At 59.0% G+C, this 12009-nt stretch carries 13 protein-coding genes; 5 read left to right on the forward strand and 8 right to left on the reverse strand.

Annotation, left to right across the window (positions count from 1 at the left end; all coding sequences use genetic code 11):
• Positions 1-8: 8 nt before the first annotated feature.
• The gene (locus tag G9X48_RS18915; RefSeq protein WP_007700459.1) at positions 9-197 is read left to right on the forward strand and encodes a YpfN family protein; all 189 of its coding nucleotides are present in this window, start codon (positions 9-11) and stop codon (positions 195-197) included.
• A 58-nt stretch (positions 198-255) separates the two neighbouring features.
• On the opposite strand, the gene ypfH is transcribed toward G9X48_RS18915, so the two are convergent.
• From ypfH to dapA, 6 genes are all read right to left on the reverse strand, one after another.
• The gene (gene ypfH / locus G9X48_RS18920; protein ID WP_032988735.1) at positions 256-954 is read right to left on the reverse strand and encodes an esterase; all 699 of its coding nucleotides are present in this window, start codon (positions 952-954) and stop codon (positions 256-258) included.
• Between the two features lie 73 nt (positions 955-1027).
• The gene (locus tag G9X48_RS18925; protein WP_165770548.1) at positions 1028-3022 is read right to left on the reverse strand and encodes a GNAT family N-acetyltransferase; all 1995 of its coding nucleotides are present in this window, start codon (positions 3020-3022) and stop codon (positions 1028-1030) included.
• Between the two features lie 48 nt (positions 3023-3070).
• The gene (locus G9X48_RS18930; protein WP_063264216.1) at positions 3071-3931 is read right to left on the reverse strand and encodes a neutral zinc metallopeptidase; all 861 of its coding nucleotides are present in this window, start codon (positions 3929-3931) and stop codon (positions 3071-3073) included.
• A gap of 128 nt (positions 3932-4059) precedes the next feature.
• Positions 4060-4773, reverse strand: coding sequence for a phosphoribosylaminoimidazolesuccinocarboxamide synthase (gene purC / locus G9X48_RS18935; RefSeq protein WP_004387002.1), 714 nt, complete (start codon positions 4771-4773; stop codon positions 4060-4062).
• Positions 4774-4902: 129 nt separating this feature from the next.
• Complete coding sequence (gene bamC, locus G9X48_RS18940) at positions 4903-5937, reverse strand: outer membrane protein assembly factor BamC (protein ID WP_004387001.1); 1035 nt, start codon at positions 5935-5937, stop codon at positions 4903-4905.
• Positions 5938-5953: 16 nt separating this feature from the next.
• Positions 5954-6832, reverse strand: a complete 879-nt coding sequence (gene dapA, locus G9X48_RS18945; RefSeq protein WP_004387000.1) for a 4-hydroxy-tetrahydrodipicolinate synthase — start codon at positions 6830-6832, stop codon at positions 5954-5956.
• A gap of 147 nt (positions 6833-6979) precedes the next feature.
• Here dapA and G9X48_RS18950 point away from each other — a divergent pair, with 147 nt between their 5' ends.
• Together G9X48_RS18950 and bcp are read left to right on the forward strand one after the other, a co-directional pair.
• Positions 6980-7549, forward strand: a complete 570-nt coding sequence (locus G9X48_RS18950) for a glycine cleavage system transcriptional repressor (protein WP_004386999.1) — start codon at positions 6980-6982, stop codon at positions 7547-7549.
• A 2-nt stretch (positions 7550-7551) separates the two neighbouring features.
• Entirely contained in the window at positions 7552-8022 is a 471-nt protein-coding gene (bcp, locus tag G9X48_RS18955) for a thioredoxin-dependent thiol peroxidase (protein WP_004386998.1), read from the forward strand.
• 45 nt (positions 8023-8067) lie between these two features.
• Here the strand turns inward: bcp and G9X48_RS18960 are convergent, their stop codons facing one another.
• Positions 8068-9132 (reverse strand): AI-2E family transporter, encoded by a 1065-nt coding sequence (locus G9X48_RS18960; RefSeq protein WP_004386997.1) that lies wholly within the window; start codon positions 9130-9132, stop codon positions 8068-8070.
• A 222-nt stretch (positions 9133-9354) separates the two neighbouring features.
• On the opposite strand from G9X48_RS18960, the gene bepA reads away from it, so the two are divergent.
• Together bepA and arsC are read left to right on the forward strand one after the other, a co-directional pair.
• On the forward strand, positions 9355-10821 hold the full coding sequence (gene bepA, locus G9X48_RS18965) for a beta-barrel assembly-enhancing protease (RefSeq protein ID WP_004386996.1): 1467 nt from the start codon (positions 9355-9357) through the stop codon (positions 10819-10821).
• 11 nt (positions 10822-10832) lie between these two features.
• The gene (gene arsC / locus G9X48_RS18970; protein ID WP_004386995.1) at positions 10833-11189 is read left to right on the forward strand and encodes an arsenate reductase (glutaredoxin); all 357 of its coding nucleotides are present in this window, start codon (positions 10833-10835) and stop codon (positions 11187-11189) included.
• A 49-nt stretch (positions 11190-11238) separates the two neighbouring features.
• On the opposite strand, the gene hda is transcribed toward arsC, so the two are convergent.
• Positions 11239-11940, reverse strand: a complete 702-nt coding sequence (hda, locus tag G9X48_RS18975; RefSeq protein WP_071603483.1) for a DnaA inactivator Hda — start codon at positions 11938-11940, stop codon at positions 11239-11241.
• Positions 11941-12009 lie beyond the last annotated feature (69 nt).

The raw sequence follows: 12009 nt of genomic DNA on the forward strand, positions 1-12009 counted from the left end.
ATAACGTCATGGAATGGCTCGGAAAATATTGGTGGGTGCTGGTGCTGGTGTTTCTGCTCGGCGTCCTGCTGAACGTGATTAAAGATTTAAAACGGGTGGATCATAAGAAGTTTATGGACAACCGCCCGGAACTGCCGCCCCACCGCGATTTTAACGATAAGTGGGACGACGAAGACGACTGGCCGAAGAAGAAGTAAGCGCCTGCTTATTCCGCTGTACTCTCCGTCAGGCAGCCCGCCTGACGGAGCACTCGCGTTACATCATCTGAATCACATCGTCATCGCCAGGCTTACCGCCGCTTAACGCCTCATCAAAATAGTGCTTCGGCACGGTATAGCGCAGATGATCGAGCGCTAACTGCATGCTGCGGTTATCGATCGCATGCCCAAGATCTTCAACGATATCGAGCGTGACGTCGCCACCGGCGCGCAGCAGCGCATCCGCCGCCGCCTGAGCGTAGCGGGAATCGATCACCTCATCGTCTTCGCCGTGGATCAGATGCACCGTGGTGGCGGTTGTCGCCGACGTCGGCAACTCAGCAAAGCGCCCGTTAAATGCAATAACGCGAGAAGCCAGGCCAGGCGCGGCTTTCACCCCTTCCAGCACCATAATCGCGCCCTGCGAAAAGCCGATCAGCGCCGTGGCGGCCGGGCCGACGCCGCTTTCGCGCTGCCAGTGGCGCACGGTGTCGATGAACGTGGGCATAATTTCATCCACCCGCTGCTGGCGGTTGGATTCGCTGACGCCCTGCACGGAAAACCACTCTCTGCCGGGCGCCGGACCGCTCGGCGCAGGCCCGCCGACGCTGACCACCAGCGCATCCGGGAACAGCGGCGCGAAATAGCTGCCTATCTCGCCCATCGCCACCGGGTTATCCCCGACGCCGTGGAACAGCAGCAGCAGTTGTCTGGCAGGCAGTTCAGGGCTCTGAACCACAAAATGATCATGTCTCATGGCACTCTCCTTCATGGGTTACAGCCAGTTTACGCCGGCCTGAACAGATGACCATCGCAATTCATTGATGGACTTAGTGGAAAAATTGCCATTGCATTAGTTGCGCGTTTAAGGTCGCGGCACGCGGCGCATCAAGCGCATCCAGCGCCAGCGCGGTTTCCTGACGCAGCGCGGCAAGCAGCGCTTTTCGCCCGGAAAGCCCGAGCTTACGGCAGAGCACATCCACCGGCATTTGCAGCGCCAGTCGCCCGCGTAGCGCCTGCAACGTCTGCGGGCTCGCCTCAAGCAACCGGTAGAGCGGGCCGAGAGAGGTTTCCAGCGGGCGATGCGCGAACGCGAATCCGGCGAGCGCTAACCAGTCATCACTATTAAGGGTAGCCTGGGGTGCGGGCGTTAGCGGCAGCGTTTCATCCACCCAACGCTGGATCAGCGTCGCATCACGCGCCAGCCGCTGGTGTTCTTCACGCACGAGCTGTGCGCCCGCCGCACTCAGCGCCACGAGCGCCATCGCGTTATAGCAGCCGCTGCTGGCCTCGCGATGGCTGCCAAAACGCACCAGCGTAAAACCGCAGCGCTGCCAGAAGCGCCACAGCGCAGGCGTATAGCCGAAACTCACGGAAAGATAGTCGCAGCCTTCAGGCGCTTGTGCGCGCGCCTGCTCAATCAACTGGCGTCCAATGCCTTCGCGCTGGCGGCCCGGATGCACCGCCACGCGGCTAACGCGCAGGCCAACAAGCGTGGCCGCGAGCGGATCGCCGCCGTGCGCCGAAAGCGACTGCGCCACCAGATTGCCGCGCGGACGGCGATAACCGGCCCACACCGCCTGGCTCAGCGCCGCATCAAGACCGCCTTCCGCCACTAACCACAGCGCGCCGACGGTCTCGCCGCCCGCCTCGGCGGCGATAAAAGACTGCCCCGGCGCATCCATCATACGGCGCAGATCGAGCGGCGACGTGCGATAGTGCGCGCCAGCCAGCAGCCGGTAAAGCGCGGCCGCGCGGTCGGGTCGGGTTTGCCAGTCGTTCTGCGAAACCGGATAAAAGCGAACGTCGCCTGCGGGCGTGCGGGCGAAATCATCATCCTCAAACAGCAGTGCCTGACTGACCAGCCGCTCCAGCGGATCGTCCTGCGCCCAGCGCACCGGCGTACTCAGCGTGCGGTAGCGCAGGCCGTCGATGCCCGCGCAGAATTTCAGCAGGAAACCGCGCCCGGTGCCTTCATAGCCCTGCACGGTGCTGGTCAGAAGCGTGGCGGGAAACGCCCGCACCAGTTTTTGCAGCACCGGGCCAGGGAGCGCCGCGGCTTCATCAATAACCAGCCAGTCGCAGGGCGCGAGCGTTCCATCCTCAAGCGCGGCCAGCAGAGCGTCTGGTGCCATGAAGACAAATTTCTCGCCCGCGTGCGCGGCGATAACCTCCGCCGAGGCGCGCGACGGCGCAGTCACCAGCGCCCTGCCCGGCAGCGCGCGAATAAACATGCCAGCGAGCGCCGATTTACCGCGCCCGCGCGCAGCGGTGATTACCGTCACGCCATTAGTAGTGGTTAATAACTCATCCAATAGCCGCGCCTGTTCCTGTTGCGGCTCGCCGCAGGCCGGGTGCCAGCGCGGGCGCGGCGCAGACGGACTTAACGGTAACGGCTGCTCCTGACGCCAGCAGATAACATCAGGATCATCAAGAAAAAGCCGCTGAAGATGATGGATAAAATGCGGGGTAGAGATAGGCTCCCGGCTGTCGCTCCAGCGGCAGGAATCGTTATCCACGCGTGTGGGCCAGGCCTGCCACGGCGGCGTCAGCAGCACCAGCCAGCTGCCTGCTTTCAGCGTGCCTGCGAGCGCGGCAAATGCCGCAGCGTCAAAACCGCTACGGGCATCAAAGACCGCATGCAGGTATTCGCGCCCGAGCAGCGTATTGATAGCGCCCGGCGCGCCGTTGAGCGCCATCTCCGGCGCGGTGCCTACCCACAGCCAGTCGCCGGGCAGAGCGTTCGCCAGCTGTCGCGCCTGCTGTGAGCTCCAGGTTTCATCACCGCTTAACACTAACAGGCGGCGGATTCCCGCCGCCGCCATCTGCGCCGTCAGCGTGGCGAGACTGTCATTCACGTCAACCTGCCTGCGTTACAGCGCGTTGCCAAAGGTGTTGCACTGTGCCGGGTCGCCGCTGTCAAAACCGCGTTTAAACCAGCTGTAGCGCTGATCGGACGTACCGTGGGTAAAACTGTCCGGCACCACGCGCCCCTGACTCTGCTGCTGAAGGCGGTCATCGCCGATCGCCTGGGCGGCGTTCAGCGCCTCCTGCAAATCGCCGGTTTCCAGCACGCCCTCTTTCTGCATCGCATTGCCCCAGACGCCCGCAAAACAGTCCGCCTGTAACTCAAGGCGCACCGAGAGGCGGTTCACTTCGGTCTGAGAGGCGTTTTGCTGGAGCTGGCGCACTTTCGGCTCAATGCCGAGCAGCTTCTGCACATGGTGGCCGACTTCGTGCGCGATGACATAGCCCTGCGCGAAATCGCCGCCCGCGCCAAGTTTCTCTTTCATTTCGTCATAGAAAGAGAGATCGATATACACGGTGCTGTCCGCCGGGCAGTAGAATGGGCCCATCACCGACTGGCCGGTGCCGCAGCCGGTGCGGGTGGCACCGCGGTACATGACAAGTTTCGGCTCCTGATAGGTACGGCCCATTTTCTGGAATTGCTGGCCCCAGCTCTCTTCGGTGGTGCCGAGAATCACCGAGGTGAATTTCGCCGCTTCGTCGTCGTTCGGGCTGATGGAGCGCGACGCCTGCTGGCTGACCGGCGCGCCGCCGGTGAGAAGCCCCGTGAGATCGACACCGTAATAACTGGCGACCACCACAACCACCAGCAGTACCAGCCCGCCCTTCCCGGCGGGCAGGCGGAATCCGCGCCCGCCCATCATCGGCGAACTGCTGTTTCTTCTGTCTTCGACGTTGTCGCTTTCGCGACGTCCTTGCCAACGCATACTCTGACCTCATCACTCTCAATTATTATGATAATGATCGTAGGTGGTTCAGGCGCGCTTTACCATAAGAAAACGGGGGAAGGCGCAGGGTATGAGGGCCATACCCTGCGAAAATGCGAAGGAAAAGCTTAGTCGAGATTCACGCCAAGACGACGCGCGACTTCTTCGTAGGCTTCGATAAGGCCGCCCAGGCTCTGACGGAAGCGGTCTTTGTCCATTTTGTCCATGGTTTGTTTATCCCACAGACGCGCGCCGTCCGGCGAGAACTCATCGCCCAGCGTCACTTCACCTTTGAACAGACCAAACTCCAGCTTGAAGTCGACCAGGATCAGGCCCGCGTCGTCAAAGAGCTTTTTCAGCACGTCGTTGGCTTTATAGGTCAGTTCTTTCATGCGCGCGAGGTTTTCCTGGCTCACCCAGCCGAACGTTTCGCAGTAGGATTCGTTGACCATCGGATCGTGCATCGCGTCGTTTTTCAGGAACAGGTCGAACAGCGGCGGATTGAGTTCGATACCCTCTTCAATGCCGAGACGCTTCACCAGCGATCCCGCTGCGCGGTTGCGGATAACGCACTCCACCGGCACCATGTCGAGCTTTTTCACCAGCGCTTCGGTATCAGAAAGCAGCCGTTCCATTTGCGTCGGGATACCCGCTTCAGCCAGTTTGCTCATAATGAAATAGTTAAACTTGTTGTTCACCATTCCCTTACGGTCAAACTGTTCAATGCGGGCGCCGTCGCCTGCTGACGTATCATTGCGGAACTCGAGCACCAACAGATCCGGGTTTTCCGTGCTGTATACGGTTTTCGCTTTGCCACGATACAACTCAGCTTGCTTTTGCATCTTTATTACTCCAGGTGTGGTGACCGCTCGCGCGGCCTGAGGATTTATCACAAAACTTGCCATTTTCTGGCGACGCACACGTTTGCGTCCACCACAGAAAAAAGGGCCGGAGTGATCCGGCCCTGCGTATTACTTGCTAAATGCAGCCTGGAAGGCGGCTACCAGCGCATCGTTCTGCGACTGGGTCAGCGTATGGCCTTTCGGGTCGATAAACTGCAGGCTGGTGCGGTTATCGAGATCGCCGACCTGAAGTTTATAATCGCCGTTAGAGAGGCCCGGATCGCGTGCGCCCAGCGCCTGCCAGTCGCTGTCAGACAGCGCTTTGTAGGTCACGGCGACGCTGCCCGTTGAACGGGTGGAGTCGGTCACTTTCATGCCCACTTTGGCAAGCGTATCCGGCAGACGGTTCCAGACGGCGTTGAACGGCGCGCGCACCACCAGTACCGGCAGGCCGACATCGTCGGAACCGCTGGTGACGTCGATTTGCGACGCGCTGCGGTTATCGGCGGCGTTCTGACGCGCGGTCTCGTTTTTATCAAGACCGGAGGCAATGGCGTTCAGCATTTCGGCGCTGTAACGCTGCAATGAGGCGGTATCCGCCACCGGTTTGCCATCCTGCTCAAGATTGACGAGCTTCACCACTAGCGCCTGCTGATAGCCCTGCGGCTTCACGCTGACCTGATAGCGACCGCGATACTGCTGGTCTTCATCGGCGCGGTTCCACTGAACCCAGTCGGTGTTGAGCGTCTGAGCGGCGTCGTCGCGTTTTTCAATGGTGTAGTTGAGCGACTGCACGACGCTGACCACCTGCGGCCAGAGCGCACCGTTGCGGCCGCTTTCCAGCAGCAGCGTAGCGGTGTCGCCTGTGAACTGCGTACGCGCGCCACTGACCAGCGCCAGCGGCTGTGTGGGCGGGCGAATATCAAGCTGTTTGCCAACCGGGCCGTTGGTACGCGGGGTCGGGATGTTATAGTCGCCGTTCTGCACCGGCAGGATCATACCGGCCGGCGCGTGCAGTTCTGCCAGCGGAGCCGCGTCCAGATAGGACTCGTCGCCGCTCACCTGACGCTTGTAGCGCGAATCGGAACTACAGGCGGCGAGTAGCATCACCAGCGATACGGTTGCTACTTTCGCCACACGCGACTTCTGTACTGAGTAAGCCATCAAATCTCCCTAAACTTTACAGCAGGCCGGCATGCTTAAGCGCGGAGCCAACAATGTCGCGACCGGCATCGGTAATCGGCGTCATTGGCAGGCGCAGCGTATCGGTCGCCACAAGTCCCAACTCCTTACAGGCCCATTTCACCGGGACAGGATTGGGTTCGACAAATAATTTATGATGCAAAGGCATCAGGCGACGATTGATGATGCGCGCATCGTCAAACTTCCCTTCCGCCGCGAGCCGGCACATATCGGCCATATCGCGCGCTGCGACGTTGGTGGTAACAGAAATCACCCCGTGGCCGCCAAGCTGCATGAAATCCATCGCCGTAGCGTCGTCGCCGCTTAACAGCGCGAAATCCTCACTAACCAGCTCTTTGATCAGGTGAACGCGGCTTAAGTTCCCGGTCGCTTCTTTGATACCGACAATATTTTTAATTTTTGACAGACGACCTACCGTCTCCGGCAGCATATCGCAACCGGTACGGGACGGCACATTATAGAGGATCTGCGGCAGGTCGGTATGCTCTGCGATAGCTTTAAAATGCTGGAACAGGCCTTCCTGGGTCGGACGGTTGTAATACGGCGTAACGGTCAGACAGCCTGCGATGCCGCTGTCGTTGAAACGCTGAGTCAAGCTGATGGCCTCGGAAGTGGCGTTCGCGCCCGTGCCTGCGATAACCGGAATGCGGCCATCGGCAAGTTCCAGCGTCATCATCACCACATCAGCATGCTCGTCATGGCTGAGCGTGGCGGATTCCCCGGTTGTCCCTACCGATACAATCGCCGACGTTCCGTTAGCGACATGGTAATCAATCAGTTTTTTCAGGCTCGCCCGGCAGACATTACCTTTTTCATCCATCGGCGTGATAAGCGCGACAATACTTCCCGTGAACATTGGCCATCCTCTGTGCAAACAAGAGCCTCAATGGTACGTTTGGTGCCGTAATAAAAGCAAGCGGCCAGGGCGCGCTATGCGGTTGTATGGCGGATTTTTTTATGGTTTCCTAAGGAATAATTCATCGTTTCAACAGGAAGCACAGGTTTGACATCCTCATCCCCCCATTATCTGGTGATTACCGCGCTGGGAGCCGACCGCTCGGGTATCGTTAACACTATCACCCGCCATGTCAGCAGTTGCGGCTGCAATATCGAAGATAGCCGTCTGGCGATGCTGGGAGAGGAGTTCACGTTCATCATGCTGCTGTCCGGAAGCTGGAACGCGATTACGCTGATTGAATCCACGCTGCCGCTCAAGGGCGCCGAGCTGGATTTGCTGATTGTGATGAAACGCACCACCGCCCGCCCTCGCCAGGCGATGCCGGCATCCGTCTGGGTGCAGGTCGAGGTGGAAGACTCGCCGCATTTGATTGAGCGCTTCACCGAACTGTTCCATTCCCACGACATGAATATCGCTGAACTTATCTCGCGCACGCAGCCTGCACAGGAAAATAAGTCCGCACAGCTCTATATTCAGATAACGGCGCACAGTCCGGCTTCACAGGATGCGACGATTATCGAACAGCCTTTCCGTCAACTCTGTACAGAGCTGGGCGCGCAAGGCACTATTAGCGTGGTTAATTATCCACAGCAAGATGAACAGGATGGAGTGTAGTGATGAATCCACTGAAAGCCGGTGATATCGCACCGAAATTTAGCTTGCCCGATCAGGACGGTGAACAAGTAAATTTGACCGACTTCCAGGGACAGCGTGTTCTGGTTTATTTCTATCCCAAAGCCATGACGCCGGGCTGCACCGTCCAGGCATGCGGGCTGCGCGATAACATGGATGACCTGAAAAAAGCGGGTGTGGAAGTGCTGGGCATCAGCACCGATAAACCTGAAAAGCTCTCGCGTTTCGCTGAAAAAGAGCTGCTTAATTTCACGCTGCTCTCGGATGAAGATCATCAGGTGAGCGACCAGTTTGGCGTCTGGGGTGAAAAATCCTTTATGGGGAAAACCTACGACGGCATTCATCGCATCAGCTTTCTGATCGATGCCGAAGGAAAAATCGAGCATGTGTTCAATGATTTCAAAACCAGCAATCACCACGATGTGGTGCTGGCCTGGCTGAAAGAACACGCCTGAAGTCAGATTGCCGGGAGGCGTAACGCCTGCCCGGCCCGTATGACGTTACTCTTGCGCCGTCGGCGTGGTTTCCGGCCAGGCGTGAACCACCGCTTTAATCAGCGTCGCCAGCGGAATGGCGAAGAAAATCCCCCAGAAGCCCCACAGCCCGCCGAAAATCACCACCGAGAGAATAATTACCAGCGGATGCAGATTGACCGCTTCGGAGAACAGCACCGGCACCAGCACGTTGCCATCCAGCCCCTGAATGATCAGATAGACCGCAAAGCAGCTCCAGAACTCCGTGCCCATGCCGAACTGAAACAGCGCCACGCACACGACCGGAATAGTCACCATAAACGCGCCGATATACGGAATGAGTACTGAGATGCCGACCAGCACCGCCAGTAACAGCGAGTAGTTAAGGCCGAAAATCAGGAAGCCTATCCAGGTCGCGACACCCACCACAATCATCTCCAGCACTTTGCCGCGGATGTAATTGGTAATTTGCTGATTCATCTCCACCCACACCTGCCCTGCGAGACCGCGGTTACGCGGCAGCACACGCCGCACCGCGTTCAGCAGCTGTTCTTTATCTTTGACTAAAAAGAACACCATCAGCGGCACCAGAATCAGGTAGATAGCAAGCGTCAGCAGGCCCACCAGCGAGGCGAGCGAATATTTCACGACCGAATCACCAAGCGTGATGATGCGGGTGCGCATATTTTCGGCGATGGCGTCGATAATGCCCGCGTCCATCAGCGCCGGAAAACGCTTCGGCAGCGTCGCCGCAAAATCGGAGAGCTTATTGAGCATGCCGGGAATATCGCGGATCAGGTTAATTCCCTGCTGCCAGGCCACCGGCACCACGACAAACGCCATGACCAGCACAATACCGATAAAGAGCACCAGCACCAGCGTTGCGGCAAGGCCACGTGAACAGCCGATGCGTTGCAGCCGCGACGTCGGCCACTCCAGCAGGTAGGCAAGAACGATAGCGACCAGCAGCGGTGCCAGCAAACCATGCAGGAAGAAGAGGATACAAAAACCAGCGACCAGAATCGCCAGCAGCGCTATCGCCTCCGGATCGCTGAAGCGACGACGATACCACTGGGTTAACATTTCAAGCATAAAAACCTTCCCTCACGGGTGACGGCACGGGCGTGAGGGCGAATTGTATCGAAATGTCACAAAAAAGACCGTGATTTTTGTGCCCCCCGCAAGACAACCCGTTGCCGGATGAATATGATTTCCCGACGCATTTGTAAAACGGACTTCCCAGCCGGGCGCGCGGACTGAACAAAGCGATGCCGGGCGGGTCAAAAGAGACTCTATACAGACGGGAAAGAGGCTATGTTCAGGCAGTTGAAAACGACACTGGTTGCAACGCTTATCGGCGGCATGCTGGCAGGCCAGCTTGCGCCCGCCTTTGCAGCGGACCCGGCCGACGGTTTGCCGGATATGGGCACCTCGGCGGGCAGCACGCTTTCTATCGGCCAGGAGTTACAGATGGGCGATTACTACGTCCGTCAGTTGCGCGGCAGCGCGCCCCTGATCAACGACCCGCTGCTGGTGCAATATATCAACGGGCTGGGTATGCGCCTGGTCTCGCACGCCGATTCGGTAAAAACCCCTTTCCACTTCTATCTCATTAATAACGACGAAATTAACGCCTTCGCTTTTTTCGGCGGCAACGTGGTGCTGCATTCGGCGCTGTTCCGCTATGCCGATAACGAAAGCCAGCTCGCCTCGGTAATGGCGCATGAAATCTCCCACGTCACCCAGCGCCATCTGGCGCGCGCGATGGAAGATCAAAAGCGCAGCGCCCCGCTCACCTGGGTCGGCGCGCTCGGCTCCATACTGCTCGCGATGGCAAGCCCGCAGGCGGGTATGGCGGCGCTCACCGGCACGCTCGCCGGTACGCAGCAGGGCGTTATCACGTTTACTCAACAGAATGAACAAGAAGCCGACCGCATCGGTATTCAGGTGCTGCAACGCTCTGGCTTTGATCCGCAGGCGATGCCGACTTTCCTTGAGAAACTTCTCGACCAGGCGCGCTACTCCACGCGCCCGCCGGAAATTCTGCTGACTCACCCGCTGCCGGAAAGCCGTCTGGCGGATGCCCGTAACCGCGCGAACCAGATGCGCCCCGTCGTATCGCAATCCTCTGAAGCGTTCTACATGGCGAAAGTGCGCACGCTGGGCATGTATAACTCCGGGCGTAACCAGCTCACCAGCGATATTCTCGATTCGCTCGCCAAAGGCAACCAGCGCGAACAACACGCCGCGCAATATGGCCGCGCCCTGCAGGCGATGCAGGATAAACGCTTCGCCGAAGCCCGCCAGCAGCTGGAACCGCTGTTGCGCGCGCAGCCGGACAATGCCTGGTATCTCGACCTCGCCACCGATATTTCGCTTGGCGAACACAAAGCGCAGGAGGCGATTGACCGTCTGAAAAGCGCGCCGGATCTGAAAACCAATCCGGTGTTGCAGTTGAACCTTGCTAACGCGTATCTGGAAGGCAGCCAGCCGGCGCAGGCGGTGACTATCCTTAACCGCTACACCTTTACCTGGCCGGATGACACCAACGGCTGGGATCTGCTGGCGCAGGCGCAGGCGGCGCTCGGCAATCGCGATCAGGAGCTGGCGGCGCGCGCCGAAGTGATGGCGCTTCTGGGTAAACTCGATCAGGCAATCACGCTGCTCAGCAGCGCCAGTTCGCAGGTAAAACTCGGCAGTCTGCAACAGGCGCGTTATGACGCCCGTATCGATCAGATTCGCCAGCTGCAACAGCGCTTCCGCCCTTACGAAAAAATGTAACAGGAGAGACCATGTCCCGGGACGTGACGATTTACCATAACCCGCGCTGCTCAAAAAGCCGCGAAACCCTGAGCCTGCTGACCGAACGCGGCATTGAGCCAGATGTCGTGCTGTATCTGGAGACGCCGCCGGATGCCGCGACAATCAAAACGCTACTGAACCAGCTCGGGTTCAGCCAGGCGCGCGAGCTGATGCGCACGAAAGAAGATCTCTACAAAACGCTGAATCTGGCTGACCCGTCGCTCAGCGAAGAGGCGCTGATTCAGGCAATGGTGGACAACCCGAAACTGATTGAGCGCCCGATTGTGATTAGCCACGGCAAAGCGCGACTGGGGCGTCCGCCGGAGCAGGTGCTGGAGATCCTCTAAATAAAACGCCGCGGGCACTCCTCGCGGCGTTCTTCTTTCTGACACGGTTTTACAGCCCGAGCGTGTCTTTCACAAACGGGATCGTTAGCTTGCGCTGGGCGCTGATCGAGGCGCGATCGAGCTGATCGAGCGTCTGGAACAGCGTGCGCATTTCACGATCGAGCCGTTTTAACAGAAAACGCCCCACATCTTCCGGCAGTTCAAAACCGCGCATCCGGGCGCGCAGCTGCAGCGCCTGGAGCTTATCGTCATCGGAGAGCGGCTGGAGCCGGTAGATTTGCCCCCAGTCGAGGCGCGAGGCGAGATCGGGCAGCTTCAGGTTGAGCTGGCGCGGCGGCCTGTCGCCGGTAATGAGCAGTCGGGTATTGCCCGATTCCAGAATGCGGTTATAGAGATTGAAGATAGCCATTTCCCAGGGCTCATCGCCTGCGATGCACTCGATATTATCGATGCAAACCAGCGAGAGTTGCTCCATGCCCTCCAGCACTTCCGGGACAAACCAGGTGCGTTTATCGAGCGGCACATAACCAACCGCGTCTCCGCGCTGCGAAAGCTCAGCGCAGGCGGCATGCAGCAGATGACTGCGCCCACCGCCCTCCCGGGACCAGAAATAGATGTAGCCGCTGCGGTCGTGGCGCAGCATCGTCTGGAGTGCGGCTAATAAAGAGGGGTTGTCGCCCGGCCAGAAGCTGGCAAACGTTTCGTCATCGGGCAGCCAGAGCGGCAAGGAGAGCTGTGCCGGTGTGTTCAGAAGGACCTCTTCAAGGACATACGAAAAAACGCATTGAGTCTATCACACAATCGCTTCGCTGTTGAACCG

The organism is Cronobacter sp. HA18006, assembly GCF_011605445.1.
Taxonomy (GTDB): Bacteria; Pseudomonadota; Gammaproteobacteria; order Enterobacterales; family Enterobacteriaceae; genus Cronobacter; species Cronobacter sakazakii.